Source organism: Geodermatophilus sp. DSM 44513, assembly GCF_032460525.1.
In the GTDB taxonomy this organism is placed as follows: Bacteria; Actinomycetota; Actinomycetes; order Mycobacteriales; family Geodermatophilaceae; genus Geodermatophilus.
Window position 1 is genome coordinate 1,374,447 of the sequence record NZ_CP135963.1, and the last position, 16,569, is coordinate 1,391,015.

Annotated in this window: 21 protein-coding genes; 12 read left to right on the top strand and 9 right to left on the bottom strand. The window is 77.2% G+C overall.

Annotated elements, in window-relative coordinates; all coding sequences use genetic code 11:
• Both RTG05_RS06705 and RTG05_RS06710 read left to right on the top strand, forming a co-directional pair.
• Complete coding sequence (locus RTG05_RS06705; RefSeq protein ID WP_166527986.1) at positions 1-1,533, top strand: ABC transporter substrate-binding protein; 1,533 nt, start codon at positions 1-3, stop codon at positions 1,531-1,533.
• Between the two features lie 31 nt (positions 1,534-1,564).
• Positions 1,565-3,352: an ABC transporter permease subunit gene (locus tag RTG05_RS06710; protein WP_208104834.1), complete on the top strand. Its 1,788-nt coding sequence runs from the start codon at positions 1,565-1,567 to the stop codon at positions 3,350-3,352.
• A 20-nt stretch (positions 3,353-3,372) separates the two neighbouring features.
• Here RTG05_RS06710 and RTG05_RS06715 read toward each other — a convergent pair whose 3' ends face one another.
• Both RTG05_RS06715 and RTG05_RS06720 read right to left on the bottom strand, forming a co-directional pair.
• The gene (locus RTG05_RS06715; RefSeq protein ID WP_166527987.1) at positions 3,373-3,753 is read right to left on the bottom strand and encodes a type II toxin-antitoxin system VapC family toxin; all 381 of its coding nucleotides are present in this window, start codon (positions 3,751-3,753) and stop codon (positions 3,373-3,375) included.
• A complete protein-coding gene (locus RTG05_RS06720) occupies positions 3,750-3,998 on the bottom strand; it encodes a type II toxin-antitoxin system Phd/YefM family antitoxin (RefSeq protein WP_166527988.1) in 249 nt (82 codons plus the stop codon). Before RTG05_RS06720 ends, RTG05_RS06715 begins: the two co-directional genes overlap by 4 nt.
• Positions 3,999-4,196: 198 nt before the next feature.
• Between RTG05_RS06720 and RTG05_RS06725 the strand changes: the two genes are divergently transcribed.
• Positions 4,197-5,411, top strand: coding sequence for an HNH endonuclease signature motif containing protein (locus tag RTG05_RS06725; protein WP_166527989.1), 1,215 nt, complete (start codon positions 4,197-4,199; stop codon positions 5,409-5,411).
• Positions 5,412-5,423: 12 nt separating this feature from the next.
• Here RTG05_RS06725 and rpsN read toward each other — a convergent pair whose 3' ends face one another.
• The 3 genes from rpsN to rpmB are packed head-to-tail and all read right to left on the bottom strand — an operon-like array spanning position 5,424 to position 6,161.
• Positions 5,424-5,726 carry a 30S ribosomal protein S14 gene (rpsN, locus tag RTG05_RS06730; protein ID WP_166527990.1) on the bottom strand — a complete coding sequence of 101 codons (303 nt, stop codon included), beginning with the start codon at positions 5,724-5,726 and terminating at the stop codon, positions 5,424-5,426.
• Position 5,727: 1 nt separating this feature from the next.
• Positions 5,728-5,895 carry a 50S ribosomal protein L33 gene (gene rpmG / locus RTG05_RS06735; protein ID WP_166527991.1) on the bottom strand — a complete coding sequence of 56 codons (168 nt, stop codon included), beginning with the start codon at positions 5,893-5,895 and terminating at the stop codon, positions 5,728-5,730.
• The gene (gene rpmB, locus RTG05_RS06740; protein ID WP_166527992.1) at positions 5,895-6,161 is read right to left on the bottom strand and encodes a 50S ribosomal protein L28; all 267 of its coding nucleotides are present in this window, start codon (positions 6,159-6,161) and stop codon (positions 5,895-5,897) included. Before rpmB ends, rpmG begins: the two co-directional genes overlap by 1 nt.
• A gap of 86 nt (positions 6,162-6,247) precedes the next feature.
• Here rpmB and mrf point away from each other — a divergent pair, with 86 nt between their 5' ends.
• From mrf to RTG05_RS06760, 4 genes are read left to right on the top strand one after another with little or no spacing between them, the layout of a single operon-like run.
• A complete protein-coding gene (gene mrf / locus RTG05_RS06745; RefSeq protein ID WP_166527993.1) occupies positions 6,248-7,537 on the top strand; it encodes a ribosome hibernation factor-recruiting GTPase MRF in 1,290 nt (429 codons plus the stop codon).
• Positions 7,537-7,788 carry a type B 50S ribosomal protein L31 gene (locus RTG05_RS06750; protein WP_166527994.1) on the top strand — a complete coding sequence of 84 codons (252 nt, stop codon included), beginning with the start codon at positions 7,537-7,539 and terminating at the stop codon, positions 7,786-7,788. The genes mrf and RTG05_RS06750 overlap by 1 nt, the downstream gene beginning before the upstream one ends.
• Positions 7,789-7,791: 3 nt before the next feature.
• Entirely contained in the window at positions 7,792-7,953 is a 162-nt protein-coding gene (rpmF, locus tag RTG05_RS06755) for a 50S ribosomal protein L32 (protein ID WP_166527995.1), read from the top strand.
• Entirely contained in the window at positions 7,950-8,360 is a 411-nt protein-coding gene (locus RTG05_RS06760; RefSeq protein WP_166527996.1) for a hypothetical protein, read from the top strand. The genes rpmF and RTG05_RS06760 overlap by 4 nt, the downstream gene beginning before the upstream one ends.
• A 30-nt stretch (positions 8,361-8,390) precedes the next feature.
• On the opposite strand, the gene RTG05_RS06765 is transcribed toward RTG05_RS06760, so the two are convergent.
• The 4 genes from RTG05_RS06765 to RTG05_RS06780 are packed head-to-tail and all read right to left on the bottom strand — an operon-like array spanning position 8,391 to position 11,680.
• The gene (locus tag RTG05_RS06765; RefSeq protein WP_166527997.1) at positions 8,391-8,807 is read right to left on the bottom strand and encodes a Fur family transcriptional regulator; all 417 of its coding nucleotides are present in this window, start codon (positions 8,805-8,807) and stop codon (positions 8,391-8,393) included.
• The gene (locus RTG05_RS06770) at positions 8,804-9,844 is read right to left on the bottom strand and encodes a metal ABC transporter permease (RefSeq protein WP_166527998.1); all 1,041 of its coding nucleotides are present in this window, start codon (positions 9,842-9,844) and stop codon (positions 8,804-8,806) included. The genes RTG05_RS06765 and RTG05_RS06770 overlap by 4 nt, the downstream gene beginning before the upstream one ends.
• A gap of 1 nt (position 9,845) precedes the next feature.
• Positions 9,846-10,664, bottom strand: a complete 819-nt coding sequence (locus tag RTG05_RS06775; protein WP_166527999.1) for a metal ABC transporter ATP-binding protein — start codon at positions 10,662-10,664, stop codon at positions 9,846-9,848.
• Positions 10,661-11,680 carry a metal ABC transporter substrate-binding protein gene (locus tag RTG05_RS06780; protein ID WP_315912395.1) on the bottom strand — a complete coding sequence of 340 codons (1,020 nt, stop codon included), beginning with the start codon at positions 11,678-11,680 and terminating at the stop codon, positions 10,661-10,663. The genes RTG05_RS06775 and RTG05_RS06780 overlap by 4 nt, the downstream gene beginning before the upstream one ends.
• 124 nt (positions 11,681-11,804) lie before the next feature.
• Here RTG05_RS06780 and RTG05_RS06785 point away from each other — a divergent pair, with 124 nt between their 5' ends.
• Genes RTG05_RS06785 through RTG05_RS06805 form a run of 5 tightly spaced genes read left to right on the top strand, consistent with a single transcriptional unit; the run spans position 11,805 to position 16,534 of the window.
• Positions 11,805-12,092: a nitrate reductase gene (locus RTG05_RS06785; RefSeq protein ID WP_166528001.1), complete on the top strand. Its 288-nt coding sequence runs from the start codon at positions 11,805-11,807 to the stop codon at positions 12,090-12,092.
• Positions 12,089-13,087 (top strand): CobW family GTP-binding protein, encoded by a 999-nt coding sequence (locus RTG05_RS06790; protein ID WP_166528002.1) that lies wholly within the window; start codon positions 12,089-12,091, stop codon positions 13,085-13,087. The genes RTG05_RS06785 and RTG05_RS06790 overlap by 4 nt, the downstream gene beginning before the upstream one ends.
• Entirely contained in the window at positions 13,084-14,097 is a 1,014-nt protein-coding gene (locus RTG05_RS06795; RefSeq protein WP_166528003.1) for a WD40 repeat domain-containing protein, read from the top strand. Before RTG05_RS06790 ends, RTG05_RS06795 begins: the two co-directional genes overlap by 4 nt.
• A complete protein-coding gene (locus tag RTG05_RS06800) occupies positions 14,094-15,308 on the top strand; it encodes an FAD-dependent oxidoreductase (protein WP_166528004.1) in 1,215 nt (404 codons plus the stop codon). Before RTG05_RS06795 ends, RTG05_RS06800 begins: the two co-directional genes overlap by 4 nt.
• On the top strand, positions 15,281-16,534 hold the full coding sequence (locus RTG05_RS06805) for a glutamate-5-semialdehyde dehydrogenase (RefSeq protein ID WP_208104835.1): 1,254 nt from the start codon (positions 15,281-15,283) through the stop codon (positions 16,532-16,534). Before RTG05_RS06800 ends, RTG05_RS06805 begins: the two co-directional genes overlap by 28 nt.
• Positions 16,535-16,569 lie beyond the last annotated feature (35 nt).

Sequence of the window (16,569 nt, forward strand, 5' to 3'; positions counted from 1 at the left end):
ATGTCCCCCTCCCGCTCCTGCCGCGGCACCGCCGGCCTCGGCGTCGCCGCGGTGACCCTGCTGCTGGCCGGCTGCTTCGCCGGCGATCCCGGCGGCTCGACCGGCTCCGCCGGCGATCCCGGCGGCACCGGCGCCGCCGCGGGCGAGCGGCTCCGCCTGGCGCTCGCCTTCCCCCCGCGCGCCGCGCTGTCCCCGTTCACCGACGACAGCGTGCTGATCGCCCGGATGGGCGTCGCCGAGACGCTCGTCGTCTTCGACGAGGCCGGCGCCGCCCAGCCGAACCTCGCCGAGTCCTGGGAGTACACCGACCCGCGCACGGTGTCCCTGGAGCTGCGCGACGGCGTGACCTTCCACGACGGCAGCCCGATGGACGCCGAGGCCGTCGCCGGGGCACTCACCGCCGCGGCCGCCGCCGACCCGGCCCCGCGCGCGATCAGCGGCATCGGGCTGACCGCCCGCGCCGTGGACGCCGACACCGTGGAGCTGCAGGCCGCCGAGGCCGACCCGCTGCTCGTCCAGCGGCTGGCCGCACCCCCGCTGGCCGTGCTCGCCCCGGCCGCCTACACCGACCCGGCCGCCCCCGACCCGGTCGGCACCGGCACCGGCCCCTTCGAGATCACCGCGGTGGACGGCGAGTCCGGGGCCACCCTGGAGGCCTTCGTCGAGCACTGGGCGGGGGCCCCGGCGCTGTCCGGCATCGACGCCCGCTTCGTCTCCGACGCCGACACCCGGACCAACGCGCTGCGCGCCGAGGAGGTCGACGTCGCGCAGAACATCCCGATCGCCCAGCTGTCCGCCCTGGACCCCGAGCAGCTCGTCTCGGTGCCGCTGCCCCGGCTGACCGGCCTGTTCCTCAACACCTCCACCGGCCCGTTCACCGACGCGGGGCTGCGCACGGCCGCCGCCGAGGCGGTCGACCCCGGCCCGGTCGTCGAGCAGATCTACGAGGGGCAGGTCGACCCGGCCGACGGTTTCCTCGCCGAGCAGGTGCGCGGCGGGCAGACCCTGCCCGAGGTCACCCGGGCGCCGGCGACCGACCCCGCCGGCGCGGCCGTCCGGCTGGCCACCTGGAACGACCGGCCGGAGCTGCCCGAGGCGGCCGCGGTGGTGGTCGACCAGCTGCGCTCGGCCGGGTTCGCCGTCGAGCTGGTCGTGCAGGACTACGCCACCCTGGAGCCCGAGCTGCTGGCCGGCGGGTTCGACGCGGTGCTGGCCAGCCGGCTCTACCTCGGCGACACCGGCGACCCGGTCGGCTACTTCGCCACCGACGTCACCTGCGAGGGCAGCTTCAACCTGGCCCGGCTGTGCGACCCGGCGCTCGACGCCGCCGTCGCCGAGGCCCGGACCCTGACCGACCCGGCCGAGCGCCGGGCCGCCGCGGTCGAGATCGAGGCCCAGGTGCTCGGCACCGGGGCGTTCGTCCCGCTGCTGCACGAGCGCAGCCGGATCGGTGTGCTGCCCGGCGTCACCGGTGTGGCCGCCGACCCCTTCGAGCGCCGGCTGGTCACCGTGGACACGGCGGTGCAGCGGTGAGCACCGCCGGCGCGGCGGTGCTCCTCCGCCGGTGAGCACGCAGACCCCGGTGGCGGCCCAGCCGGTGCCGGACCGGCGACCGCCGCGGTCGCCGGCCCGGCTGGCCGCCGCGCGGCTGCCCGGGGCGCGCGGCGTGCTCACCGGCGTGGCCGCGGTCGGCGCGACGGTGCTGCTGGTCGGCGCGCTGCCGTGGCTGTCCGGCCGGGACGTCGCCCTGTCGGTGCTGCGGGCGCGGGAAGCCGATCGTGACCCCGACCCGGCCACCCTGGCCGCGGTCCGGGAGCAGCTGGACCTGCCGGCCGACCCGGTGTCGGGCACGCTGCGGTGGGCCGACGGGCTGCTGCGCGGCGACCTGGGCGCCTCCTGGGTCAGCGGCCGCCCGGTCGCCGAGACGCTGCTGCCGGCCTTCGGGGTCTCGCTGACCGTGGCCGGGACGGCGGCGCTGGTCACGCTGGTGCTCGCGGTGCTGCTCGCGCTCCCCGCGCTGCGGCGGGCCGCCGAGGGCCGCACCGAGGAGGGCCGGCTGGCCGGCGTGCTCGCCGGCGCGCTGGCCGCGCTGCCGGAGTTCGTGCTCGCCGTGCTGTTCGTCGTCGTCGTGGCGATCGGCCTGGGCTGGGCCCCGACCTCGGGGTTCTCCGGGCCGGCGCACCTGGTGCTGCCGGTGCTGGCGCTCGCCCTGCCGGCGGCCGGGCTGCTCGGGCGGGTCCTCGGCGCGTCGGTGCGGTCGACGGCGGGGGAGGCCTGGGTGCGCACCTGGCGGGCCGCGGGCGCGCGGCGCCGGGTGCTCGCCGCCGAGGTGGGCCGGCGGGCGCTGACGTCGGTCGTGCCGCTGGTGCTGCTGCTGCTCGTCGGCAACCTGGGGGCGGCGGCCGTCGTGGAGGCGGTCTTCGACATCCCCGGCCTGGGCGGCATCTCGCTGCAGGCGGCGCTGGCCCAGGACGTCCCGGTGGTGCAGGCGGCCGTCGCGCTGCTCGTCGGCCTGGGGCTGCTGGTCGGCGGGGGCGGTGTGCTGCTGCACCGGCTGCTGGTCGGCCCGGCACTGTCCGGGGCGGGGCTGACGCCGGAGGCCTCCCCACCCGCGCCGCGGGCCGGCCGGTGGGCGGTCGGGGTGGCCGCCGTGCTCGCCGCGGTCGTCGTCGCGGGGCTGCTGCGCGACCCCGCGGCGCAGGACCCGGCCCGCCGGCTCGCGCCGCCGTCGTGGGCCGCCCCGCTGGGCGCCGACCCGCTGGGCCGCGACGTGCTCGCCCGCTTCGGGCACGGCGCGCTGCTGTCGGTCGGGCTGGCGCTGGCCCTGAGTGCCGTCGTCCTCGCCGTCGGGCTGCTGGTGGGCCTGCGGGCGCACCGCGCGCGGGCCGGCCTGGCCGACGTCCTCAACGCCCTGCCCGCCGTCGTGGTGGGCATCGTGGTGGCCTCGGTCGCCGGCCCGGGGCTGGGCAGCGCCGTGCTGGCGGTGTGCCTGGTCGCCTGGATCCCGCTGGCCGTGCACGCCCGCGCGCTGGCCGCCGAGGCCCGCGCCTCGGGCTTCTACGTCGCCGCGCAGACCGCCGGCGCCGGCCGCTGGTACCTGCTGCGCGCCCACCTGCTGCCGCTGGTCGCCCCGCCGGTCACCCGGCACGCCCTGACCCGGCTGCCGGCGGTCGCGCTGGCGCTGGCCGGGCTGAGCTTCCTGGGCATCGGGGCCGGGCCGGAGTCACCGGAGTGGGGCCGCACCCTGGCCGACACCGCCGTCTACCTGGAGCGGGCGCCGTGGGTGGGGGCGCCGGCGGTCGGCCTGGTGCTGCTCGGCGTCGTGGCCAGCCTGGTGCGCACCGAGGGCTGAGCGGCCGTCCCGTCGTACGGTCAGACGGCGATGACCTCGAGCAGCTCGTCGGCTCCGGTGAGGTCCGCCGCGTTGCGGGTGTACAGACGGGCGCCGTGCGCGTGGGCCGTCGCGGCGATGAGCAGGTCCATGGCCCGGGCGCGAGGGCGGCGTCCGACCGTGACCACGGCCGCCGCCAGCTGTCCGTAGCTGCTCGCGACGGCCTCGTCGACGGGCAGCGCGTCGAATCGTCCACGCACCACCGAGAGTCGGCGCAACCGCTCGGCGCGCGTCCCTGGCTCGCGGGCGACGAGGACGCCGAAGTGCAACTCGGCCACGGTCACGGCACTGATGGCGAGCTCGCCGGTGAGCGGACCGACACCAGTGGCCACGACGACACTGGTGTCCAGGACCGCTCTCACCGGGGAGACCACGGGTCGGCGATCGCACCGTCGACGAGGTCGCGGTCGTCCTCCCAGGAATGGTCGGCAGGACCGGAGAACAGGTCGGCGATCTCGTCCCAGCTCCGCCACCGTCGAGGTGCGACGGGGACCAAGCGGGCACTCGCTCGCCCAGCGACGGTGATCGTGACCTCCTCACCGGCTTCTGCCCGGCGGACCAGATCGGACGCCTGCTGGCGCAGTTCGCGGAGGCCGACGACGCTCACGACGGCAATGTAGCACTTGTGCTATCCGAATGATCGGGTCGTGCCGCTGCTTTGTGACTTCTGTCTGTTCGCGCCGCTGAGCTCGGATGAGGCGACCTTGGATGCGCGTATCAACCCCCGGTTGAGCTGCGGTTTCTGTCGTACCCCGGTCGTATGTTCGACTCGTCGATCCGGTGCACGGCGGGAGGGTGCGGGCGCGTGTCGGAGCTGCGTTCGGCCCTGGACGACCTCGCCGCGGTGGACCTGGTCGGGTTGTCCGATGACGCGCTGCTGGACCTGGTGGGGGAGCTGTCGGTGGCCGCCAACCGGGTGGCCGCGGTGCTGACGCAGGCGGTGCGGGCGGTCGACCGGCGGGAGGCCCACCGCCGGGACGGGGCGCTGTCGGTGAAGGGCTGGCTGGTGGGGTCGGTCCGGCTGGCCCCGGCGGAGGCCACCGCGATCGTCACGACCGGGCGGCGGCTGGAGCAGCTGCCCGCGGTCGCGGCCGCGTTCGCCGCCGGGGAGGTCACCGCCACCCACGCCCGGGTGATCACCGAGGCCATCACCCCGCGCCGGGTGGCCACGGCCACCGCGGCCGGGATCGACCTGGCCGAGACCGACCAGATCCTGGCCGAGCTGGCCCGCCGCACCACGCCGGGGGACACCGCGAAGGGCGTGGCCCGCTGGCGGGCCGGCATCGACCCCGACGGCGCGCTGGCCGACGCCGCCGACGTCCGCCGCTCGTTCAGCATGGCCACCGGCCTGGACGGGCGGGTGCACCTGCGCGGCGAGCTGGACCCGGTCGGCGGGGAGTACCTGCGCACCGCGCTGGCCGCGCGCATGAACGGCGACCGCCCGGCCGGGGACGCCCGCGGGCACGCCGAGCGCCAAGGCGACGCGCTGGTCGCCATCGCCCGCGACGCCCTGGACGGCGGGTCGCTGCCGGCCGTCCGGGGGGAGCGCCCGCACGTGCGGGTCACCATCGACTGGCAGGCCCTGTGCGCCGCCCGCGGCGCCCCCGGCGTGGCCGGCGGCGAGCTCGGCTGGGCCGGGCCGATCACCCCGGAGACCGCGCGGCGGCTGGCCTGCGACGCCGCCGTCGCCCGCGTGATCACCGGCCCCGACGGGCTGCCGCTGGACGTGGGCCGCGCCCAGCGCACCGCCACCACCGCGATCCGCCGCGCCGTCGAGACCCGCGACGGGCACTGCGTGTTCACCGGCTGCGACGCCCTCCCGCAGTGGTGCGACGTGCACCACCTGGTGCACTGGGCCCACGGCGGCCCCACCAGCTGCGACAACGGCGCGCTGCTGTGCGAACGCCACCACACCGCCGTCCACGAAGGCGGCTTCACCATCCACCGCGACCCCGCCACCAGCCGCTGGCACACCCACCGCCCCGACGGCACCGAGGTCCTCAGCCGCGCCGGCCCCTGATCGGCCGTCGGGTCACCAACTGGACTTGCGGATGCCGGGGAGTTCGCCGTCGTGGGCCATCTGCCGGAAGCGGACCCGGGACAGCCCGAACTTCCGCAGGTGCCCGCGCGGGCGACCGTCGGCGGTGTCGCGGTTGCGCAGCCGGGTCGGGCTGGCGTCCCGCGGCAGCCGCTGCAGGGCGGCCTGCGCCTCGGCCCGCTCCTCGGGGCTGGCCGCGGTGCGCGCGGCCTCCTTGAGCTCCGCCCGCCGCTCGGCGTACCGCGCGACCACCTCCCGGCGCTGCCGGTCGCGGACGATCTTCGAGGTCTTGGCCACCTCAGCGCTCCTCGCGGAAGTCGACGTGCCGGCGCACGATCGGGTCGTACTTGCGCAGCACCAGGCGGTCCGGGTCGTTGCGCCGGTTCTTGCGGGTGACGTAGGTGTAGCCCGTCCCGGCGGTGGACTTGAGCTTCACGATCGGCCGGATGTCGGTGGCGCGGGCCATCAGCGCGTCCTCCCCGCGCCCAGGCGGCGCCGGACGTCGGGGTCGGTGGCCCGCAGCCGCGCGACCACCGCCTCGATGCCCTGGGCGTCGATGGTCTTGATGCCCTTGGTGGACACGGTGAGCCGGATCCAGCGGTTCTCACTGGCCAGGAAGAAGCGCCGGCGCTGCAGGTTCGGGTCGAACCGGCGGCTGGTGCGGCGGTGGGAGTGGCTGACGGTCTTGCCGAACGCGGGACGGCGGCCGGTCACCTCGCAGTAGGTGGCCATGCGGACGAGCACCTCCGGGGTCGGGTGGCTGGAATGCCCGACCTTAGCTTGATAACGATTCCCAGTCGCGCGGTAGGGTGTCCGGCATGGACCACCCCCGGACCCCCCTGGTCCTCGTGACCGGTCTGCAGCGCGACCTCACCGCCCGGACGGCCGAGGCGCTGCTGCACCGGCCCGGCACCGTGGTCGTGCACCACGACGTGAGTGCGCTCGGGCAGGGCGTCGTCGTCCGCACCGAGCGGGCGTTGACCGCCGCGGGGGTGACCGAGGTGACCACGGCCGTCGAGCTGGCCCACGGCTGCCTGTCCTGCACGCTGCGGTCGGACCTCCTGCCGCTGCTGCGCGCGCTGTCCCGCCGCGACGACGTACAGCGCATCGTGCTGCACCTGGACCCGGCTCTAGAGCCCGAGTACCTGTGCTGGTCGATCGCCGAGGTGGTGCTGGACCGGGAACCCGCCGCGGAGCCGGAGACGGCCGGCGACTGGGTGCAGGTGGAGGCCGTCCTGGCCGTCGTGGCGGCCGCCACCTGGCTGGCCGACGCCACCGGGGACGACACCCTCGCCGACCGCGGCCTGGCCGCCACCCCGGACGACGAGCGCACCCTCGCCCAGGTCGCCGTCGGCCAGGTGGCCTGCGCCGACGCCGTACTGCTCGCCGGCCCGCCCGCCGGCGCCTGGGAGGGTGCCCAGCTCGACGCCGTCCTGGACCGCCTGGTGCCGAGTGCACTGCGGGCCGACGTCCGCCTCCCGGTCGAACGCGTCCTCACCGCCCTGGGCCCGGACGCCCGCCGCGGCCGCCTCCCCTCGCCGCACGAACCCCTGCTGGCCGGCCAGCCGCCGCTGGGCGAGGACTGCGGCGTGCAGCTGGTGCACCTCACGGCCGACCGCCCCTTCCACCCCGAGCGGCTGCACGCCGCGCTGGACACCCTCCTGGACGGCGTGGTCTGCAGCCACGGGCGCGTGTGGCTGGCCACCCAGCACGACCGGGTGCTGTGGCTGGAGTCGGCCGGCTCCGGCCTGCGGGTCGGCGAGGTGGGGCCGTGGCTGGCCACGCTGGCCGACGACGCCGTGGAGTGGACCGCCGTGGAGCCCGAGCGGCGGGCCGCCGCCGCGCTGCGCTGGCACCCGGTGCACGGCGACCGGCACAGCGAGCTCGTCGTCCTCGCCCACCGCCAGCCGGCCGGGTCGGTCACCGCGGCGCTGACCGCAGCCCTGCTCACCGACGCCGAGCTGGCCGCCGGGCCGGCCGCCTGGGCGGCCCTGCCCGACCCGTTCGGCAGCTGGCACGAGGACCCCTGCGAGGCCTCGACGCCCGCAGAACCGACCCCCGCCGACCAGAACTCCCCGCACGCCACCCCCCGAGAGGAGCGCTCCTGATGCGCCAGGGCATCCACCCCGAGTACCGCACCGTCGTCTTCCGCGACGCGGCCAGCGGTGCGCTCTACCGCACCCGGTCCACCGTGGCGACCCAGCAGACCATCGAGCTGGACGGCGAGACGCTGCCGCTGGTCGTCGTGGACATCTCCGCCGCCTCGCACCCGTTCTGGACCGGCAACCAGCGGGTGCTGGACACCGCCGGCCGCGTGGAGCGCTTCAACCAGCGCTACGGCCGACGGACGCGGGGCTGACCGGTGGCCGTCCCGAAGCGCAGGACGTCCCGCTCCCGCACCCGGTCCCGCCGGGCGCAGTGGAAGGCCACCCCGGTGCCGCTGGTCCGCGTGCGCGTGGACGGCGTCGAACGCCTGGTGCCCGCGCGGCTGCGGCGGGCCGCGGAGCGGGGGCTGCTGCCGTGAGCCGACCCGGCCCCGGCACCGATCCCGGCGGCCCGCTCGTCGCCGTCTGCGTCGGGCACCGGTGCGCCGCCCTGGGCACCCTGGCCGGCACCGAGGTCGTACCGCAGCTGCGCCGGGCCGTCCGGGAGACCCCCGGCGCGGTGCTGGTGACCGCCGACTGCACGGGCGTGTGCGCCCTGGGCGCCGTCGCCGCCGTCGCGCACCGGGACGGCCCCACGCTCCGCACCCGGGACGCCGTCTGGCTCACCGGGGTGCAGGACGCCCAGCGGGCCACCGCGCTCGCCGACTGGGTCCGCGCCGGCGGCCCGGGCCCGGTGCAGGACCCGCACCTCGGGGTGCCCGAGCCGCTGGCCGACGCGGTGGCCGGGCTCGGGCGCCCGCCCCGGCTGGAGCCGCGCCGGTCCTGAGGACGGCGTCCCGGCGTCGGCCCGGTGCGCTCAGTTCGTCGCGACGCAGGTGGCGCAGGTGCCGAACACCTCGAGCGAGTGCCCGACGTCGGCGAAGCCGTGCTCGGCGGCCACCCGCACCGCCCACCGCTCGACCGGCGGTGCCGCGACCTCGACGGTGCGCCGGCAGGAGCGGCAGGTCAGGTGGTGGTGGTGCGCGGGGGAGCAGTGCCGGTAGGAGGCCTCACCGTCGTCCCCGCGCAGCACGTCGACCTGACCCTCGTCGACCAGGGACTGCAGCGTCCGGTACACCGTGGCCAGCCCGACGCCGTCCCCGCGCTGGCGCAGCAGGGCGTGCAGGTCCTGGGCGCTGTGGAACTCGTCGAGCTCGGCGAGCAGCGCGACCAGGGCGGTGCGCTGCCGGGTGACCCGGCGCGGGGTGCCCACCTCCTGCCCGGTGTCGGTCACGCCCTGCTCCTCCCCCTGCTCGGCGGCGCGGTGTCCCGCGCGGTCCCGTCGTGCCCGCCGTGCTCGTCGTAGTGGACGCCGGACCCGGTCGGGTGCGCCGCGTGCAGGTGGCCGTCGTGGTCGTAGTCCACGTGGTCCCCGTGCGGCACCTCCCGGTGGCCGCACCCGGTGCCGTGGTCGTGCGGGTGCGCCGCGTGGATGGCCGCGCGGCGCCGGTGCCGCCGGTGCCCGGTCGCCTCGCGCACCGCCACGGCGGCGGAGACGACGAGGAACAGGGCGATGGCCAGCAGCACGATCGTCCCACCCGACGGGGTGCCGGTGTAGTACGAGGCCGTGGTGCCGCTCACGCTCACCACCAGTCCCAGCGAGCAGGCCAGCACCAGCGCCTGGCGGAAGCTGCGGGCCAGCAGCTGGGCCACCGCGCTCGGCACGATCATCAGCGCGCTGACCAGCAGCAGCCCGACCACCCGCATCGACAGGACGACGGTGGCCGCGACCAGCCCGGCGAGCACCAGGTTCAGCGCCAGCACGGGCAGCCCGACCGCGCGGGCGTACTCCTCGTCGTCGCTGACCGCGTACAGCCGCTGGCCGAGCAGCGTCACCAGGCCCAGCACGACGACGGTGATGACCGCGAAGGCCGCGACGTCCCCGGGGCTGGTGGTGGTGATCGCGCCGAACAGGTAGGCCTCGATGTTGGTCGCCTGCCCGCGCGGGGCGAGGCTGAGCAGCACCACGCCCCCGGCGATGCCGCCGTAGAACAGCACGGCGAGGGCCACGTCGCCGCTGGTGCGCCCGCGGGCCCGGACCAGCTCGATGAGGACGGCGCCGAGGACCGCCGCGACCAGCGCGGCCCCGACCGGGGCGGTGGAGGTGAGGACGCCGACCGCCACGCCGGTCAGCGCGACGTGCCCCAGGCCGTCGCCGAGCAGCGACAGCCGGCGCTGCACCAGGAAGACGCCCACGGCGGGCGCGACCGCCCCGACCATGAGCGAGGCCAGCAGGGCCCGCTGCATGAAGCCGTACTCGAGCACCTCCACGTCAGCGGCCCCCTCCGCGCAGGCCCGGGGCGGGGGCCGCCAGACCACCGGCGGGGGAGTGCTGGGGGGCGTGGTGGTGACCGCCGTCGAGCCCCGTGACCGCCGCCCCTGCCCCGGCGAGCGGGCCGTCGTAGGCGATGCAGCCGTGGTCGGCGACCACCGCGCGGGTGAGGACGCCGGACAGCGCACCGAGCTCGTGGGTCACGACGACCAGTGTGGTCCCCGCCGCGGCGACGCGGGCGAGCACCTCCGCCAGCGTGTCCTGGCTGGCCGCGTCGACCCCCGCCGTCGGCTCGTCCATGACCAGCAGCTCGGGTTCCGCCGCGAGGGCACGCGCCACCAGCACGCGGCGCTGCTGCCCGCCGGACAGGGCGGCCACCGGGTCGGTCAGCCGGTCGGCGAGCCCGACCGCGGCCACCGCGTCGGCGACCGCGGCCCGGTCGGCCGCCCCGGGCCGCCGCAGCACGCCGAGCCGGGCCAGCCGGCCCACCGAGACCACCTCGCGGACCGTCGCGGGGACCGCCCCGCTGACCGTGTGCCGCTGCGGTACGTAGCCGACCCGGCCGCGTTGGGCGCGGGGGGAACGACGCCGCCGCCCGACCGGCTGGCCGAGCACCTCGACGTCCCCGCCGAGCACCGCGGCCAGGCCGAGGACGCCGCGGACCAGCGTGGTCTTGCCCGACCCGTTGGAGCCCAGCACGGCGACGGCCTCCCCGCGCCGCACGTGCAGGTCGACGCCCTGGACGACCGGCACGTCGCCGTAGCCGATGCTGGCGCGGACGAGCCGGATGGCCGGCCCGTCCGCGTCGCCGGGGGTCATGCGCAGTTCTGGCCCTGGCGCAGCGTCTCCAGGTTGGCCTGCATCACCTCGAGGTAGTCGCTGCCGGCCGACTCGTCGGTGAGGCCCTCGACCGGGTCCAGGACGGCGGTCTGCACGCCGGCCTCGTTCGCGACCGTCTCGGCCACGGCCGGGTCGACGAGGGTCTCGGTGTAGACGGTGGTCACCCCACGCTCCTGCACGACCTCGGTGATCTCGGCCAGGTCCGCCGCGGAGGGCTCCTCGGAGGGCTCCAGCCCGGCGATGCCGACGACCTCCAGACCGTACCGGTCGCCGAGGTAGCCGAACGCGTCGTGCGAGGTGACCAGGGTGTCCACCGCGCAGCCGGCCAGCGTCTCCTGCATCGCGGTGTCCAGCTCCTCCAGGTCCGCGCGCAGGGCCTCGGCGTTGGCCCGGAAGGTGTCCGCGGCATCCGGGGCGAGCTCGGCCATCCGCTCGGCGAGCGCGTCGCCGACGTCGGCCAGCCGGGTCGGGTCGAGCCAGAAGTGCGGGTCGACGGCCTCGCCACCCTCCTCGGCCTCGCCACCCTCCTCGGCGTGCGCCTCCTCCTCGGCGTGCGCCTCCTCCTCGGCGTGGGCCTCCTCCTCCGCGCCGTGCCCGTGGCCGTCGTCGGCGGCGGTCAGCGTCAGCCGCGCGGCCTGCCCGGCCTCCCAGGCCGCGTCGCCCGCCTCGGACGTCACGGCCTCCTCGACGGCCGGCTGGAAGCCCTCCAGGTAGACCACCAGGTCGGCCTCGCCGACCGCCGCGACGTCCTGCGGGGTCAGCTCCGCGTCGTGGGCCTCGGCCCCGGGCGGGGTCAGGGAGGAGACCGTGGCCTGGTCGCCGGCGACCCGGGCGGCCGCCCACTCCAGGGGGTAGAAGCCGGCGAGCACGGTCAGGCCGTCGCCGCCGGCAGCCGCGGTGTCGGTGCCGCCGTCGCCGTCGGTGCCGCCCTGACCGCAGGCGGCGAGCAGCAGCGTGGCGGCGGACCCGGCGGCCAGCACCCGCCAACGTGTCATGGGAGATGTCATGGGAATCATTCTCCCACAGCGACCAGCGGGTTCTCCACGGCGGTGACCGCGGCACCGGGAGGTCCACCATGTCCTCGCTGTTGAGAACAGTTCTCACGTAGGGTGACGTCCCGTGAGACCCCACCCAGCCCTCGTCCGCCGTCCCGAGCCCATCCCGCCCGCCGTGCGCGACCGCCTGCGCCGGTGGGTGCGCACCGCCCTCGCCCTCGACGAGGAGGTGCCCGTGAGCGTCACCCAGCTGCGCTGCCCGGAGGCCGGCTGCGCCCCGGTGGAGACGGTGCTCGCCGTCCTGCTGCCCGGCGCGCCCCTGCACCGCACCCTGCCGCTGCCCGCCGAGCTGGTCTCGGTGGCCTCCGTCGAGGACGCCTTCGCCGGCGCCGCCGTCCGGAGTGGGTCGTGACGGCCGACGCGAAGGTGCCGGTCACCGTGCTGACCGGGTTCCTCGGCGCGGGCAAGACCACGCTGCTCAACCGCATCCTCACCGAGCGCCACGGGATGCGGATCGCCGTCATCGAGAACGAGTTCGGCGAGGTCGGCATCGACGACGCGCTGGTCATCGACGCCGAGGAGGAGGTGTTCGAGATGAACAACGGCTGCATCTGCTGCACCGTCCGCGGCGACCTGATCCGCATCCTCGGCACCCTGATGCGCCGCCGCGACCGCTTCGACCACGTCCTGATCGAGACCACCGGCCTGGCCGACCCCGCGCCGGTCGCGCAGACCTTCTTCATGGACGACGAGATCGGTGAGCAGTTGCGCCTGGACGGCATCGTCACCCTCGTCGACGCCGCCCACCTGCTGCGGCACCTGGACGAGGAGAAGCCCGAGGGGGTCGAGAACGAGGCCGTCGAGCAGATCGCCTTCGCCGACCGCATCGTGCTCAACAAGACCGACCTGGTCGACGCCGCACAGCTGGCCGAGGTGCACCGCCGGGTGCGCGAGGTCAACGCGCTCGCCGACGTGCACGAGGCCGTGCAGGCCGACGTCGACCTCCGCGCCGTGCTGGACATCGGCGGCTTCGACCTGACCCGCGCGCTGGACCTGGACCCGGCGTTCCTCACCGACGGAGAGCACCAGCACGACACCACGGTGACCAGCGTGGGCATCGAGCTGCCCGGCGAGCTGGAGCTCGAGCGGCTCAACGAGTGGCTGGGGGAGCTGCTGTCGACCAAGGGCGCGGACATCTTCCGCAGCAAGGGCGTCCTGGCCGTCGCCGGCATGCCCGAGCGCTACGTGTTCCAGGGCGTGCACATGCTCTTCGACGGCACCCACGGGCCGGAGTGGGGCGACGCCGAGCGGGTCAGCCGCGCGGTGTTCATCGGCCGGCACCTCGACCGTGCCGCGCTCGAGGCGGGTCTGCGCTCCTGCCTGCGCACCCCGGTGGCCGCGCGGTGAGGACGGCGACCGCGGAGGCGCTCGCCTGGCGGGTCGAGGTCCCCGAGTCGGTCGCCGCCGCCGGCTGGTCCGGCGACGGCGTGCTGGCGGTGGCCGACCTCGGCGGGCAGGTCACCCTGCTCGACGGCCGCGACGGCGCCGTCCTGGGCACCGGCCCGGCCCACCCCGGCGGCGTGCACACCCTGGCCTGGCAGCCGCGCGGCGACGTGCTGGCCACCGGCGGCGCCGACGGCCGGGTCGCGCTGCGCGACGCCGGGCGCCGGGAGCACCACGTCGACCTCGGCGGGTGGGTGCACGCGCTGCGCTGGTCGCCGTCCGGTGACCGGCTGGCCGTCGGGGCCGGCCGCGACCTGGTGCTGCTGGACCCGGCCGGCGGCGTGCTGGCCCGCTGGGACGGCCAGCCCAGCACGGTCACCGACGTGGTGTGGAGCCGCGACGGCAGCCGGGTGGGCGCCGCGGCCTACGGCGGCCTGCGCTGGTACGCGGTGGCCCGGCCCGCCCCGGAGCCGGTGCGCACCCTCGACGGCGGCGGGTCGCTGCTGGTCGCCCGGGTCAGCCCGGACGGCCGGTGGGTGGCCTCGGGCAACCAGGACGCCAGCGTGCACGTCTGGCGGCTGTGGTCCGGCGAGGACGCCGAGATGGCCGGCTACCCGGAGAAGGTCGACGTCCTCGCCTTCGACCGGACCGGCCGGTGGCTGGCCAACGGCGGCACCACCGAGGTGCACCTGTGGGACTTCTCCGGCGCCGGGCCCGCCGGCCGGGCACCGCGGCGGCTGCCCGGGCACGACGCCCAGCTCAGCGCGCTGGCCTGGCAGCCCACCGGGGACCTGCTGGCCTCCGCCGGCCGGGACGGCGGCCTGGCGGTGTGGGCACCCGCCACCGTCACCCGCCGCGTCCCCCGGCTCGACCTGGACGCCGGGGCGCGGGTCACCGCGCTGGCGTGGAGCCCGGACGGCGCGCGCGTGGCGGCCGGCACCCGGGAGGGCGCCGTCCTCGCACTGTGCCCGTGACCGACCCCGAGGTGGTCGTCGTCGGCGCCGGCCCGCACGGGCTCACCGCGGCCGCGGCCCTGCTCGGCGCCGACCCCGGGCTGCGCGGCCGGCTGCTGGTCGCCGACCCGGCGCCGTGGCTGGCGGGCTGGGACGCCCGCTTCGCCCGCCTGGAGCTGCCGGTGCTGCGCTCGGCCTGCGTGCACCACCCCGCCCCGGCGCCGTACGCGCTGCTGGACTGGGCCCGCGCCCGCGGCCGCACGGCGGAGCTCACCGGGCCGGTCGGCTCACCCGGCACCGGGCTGTTCGCCGACTTCTGCCGGTGGCTGGTCACCCGGTCCGGCCTGGCCGGCGCCCGCGTCCCGGCTGCGGTCACCCGGCTGCGGCCGCGCGACGACGGCCGGGTGGAGGTGACCGTTGGCCGCCGCCGGGTGCGCGCCGGCGCCGTCGTCCTCGCCGCCGGGGGTGCCCGCCCGCACGTGCCCGTCCCGCGTGCCCGGCACAGCGACCGGGTCCGGCTGTCGGCGGTCCGGCCCGGGCAGCGGGTCGTCGTGGTCGGCGGCGGGCTCACCGCCGGGCACCTCGCCCTGCGCGCGGCCGACCGCGGCGCGCGGGTGCTGCTGGTCGTCCGCGCCCCGCTGCGCGCCCGGCTGATGGACGTCGACGCCGGCTGGCTGGGCCGCGAGCTGCCGGGCTACGCCGCCCTGCCGCCCGCCGAGCGCGCGGCGGCCGCCCGGCGGGCCCGCCCGGGCACCGTCCCGGCCGCCGTCCGGGACGCGCTGCTCGGGTCGGGGTCGGTGCAGGTGCGCCAGGGGACGGTGGCCCGGACGGCGCCCGGCTGCGTGCAGCTGGCCGACGGCGCGACGGTGGCCACCGACCACCTCTGGCTGGGCACCGGCTCGCGGTTCGACGTCCGCGCGCACCCGGTGACCGCCGGACTGGCCACCGACGTCCCGGTCGAGGTCGTCGACGGGCTGCCGGTGCTCGGCCCGGACCTGTCCTGGGGCGGCACCCGGGTGTTCCTCACCGGCGGCCTGGCCGCGCTCGAACTGGGTCCGGCGGCCCGCGGGCTGGCCGGGGCGCGGATGGCCGCCGAGCGGTACACCGAGGCGGTGACGGGGGTCGCCCCCGCCAGGCGGCAGTACCCCGCGCCCACCCGCTCGGCCGGGGCTGCCGCGCCGGCCGCCCGCGTAGGCTCGCCGGTGTGTCCGACGTCTCCGGCCTGCCGCTGATCGGGGCCGCGGCGCTGCGCGCCCGCGCCGCCGCACGGGTGCTGCGCACCCTGCCCACCGACACCAAGGACGCCGCGCTGCAGGCCATGGCCGACGCCCTCGTCGAGCGGGCCGAGGAGGTGCTGGCCGCCAACGCCGCCGACGTCGAGGCAGCCGCGGACGACGGCACCCCCGCCGCGGTGCTGGACCGGCTGCGGCTGGACACCGGCCGCATCGCCGGCGTGGCCGACGCGCTGCGCGAGCTGGTCGCGCTGCCCGACCCCGTGGGCGACGTGGTCCGCGGGTCCACGCTGGCCAACGGGCTGCAGCTGCGCCAGGTCCGGGTGCCCCTCGGCGTGGTCGGCATCGTCTACGAGGCCCGGCCGAACGTGACCGTGGACGCCGCGGGGCTGTGCCTCAAGAGCGGCAACGCCGCACTGCTGCGCGGCTCGGCCTCGGCGTTCCGGACCAACACCGCGCTGGTCGCCGTGCTCACCGAGGCCGGCACCAAGGCCGGGCTGCCCGAGGGCGCCGTCGAGCTGCTGCCCGCGGACCGGGCGTCGGTCGGGGAGCTGCTGGGCGCCCGCGGGCTGGTCGACGTGGTCATCCCGCGCGGCGGGGCGTCGCTGATCCAGCGGGTGGTGCGCGAGGCGCGGGTGCCGGTCATCGAGACCGGCGAGGGCAACTGCCACGTCTACGTCGACGCCTCGGCCGACCCGGTCATCGCCGAGGCGGTCGTGCTCAACGCCAAGACGTCCCGGGTGAGCGTGTGCAACTCCGCGGAGACGCTGCTGGTTCACCGCGACGTCCCGTTCCTGCCGCGGCTGCTGTCCGCGCTGGTGGACGCCGGGGTCACGCTGCACGGCGACGAGCGCGCCCGGGCCGCCCACGACGCCGTCGTCCCCGCGACCGACGAGGACTGGGCGACCGAGTACCTGTCGATGGACATGGCCGTGCGCGTGGTCGACGACCTGCCCGCCGCCCTGGACCACGTCGAGCGGTGGGGGACCGGCCACTCCGAGGCGATCGTCGCCGACTCCGCCCGCGCGATCGCCGACTTCACCGCCGGCGTCGACTCCGCCGCGGTGCTGGTCAACGCCTCCACCCGGTTCACCGACGGCGGGGAGTTCGGCTTCGGCGCCGAGATCGGCATCTCCACCCAGAAGCTGCACGCCCGCGGCCCGCTGGGCCTGCCGGAGCTGACCAGCACCACCTACGTCGTCACCGGCCGCGGCCACACCCGCTGAACTGCCCCCCACCCCGCCGCCCCCGCCGAGGAGCG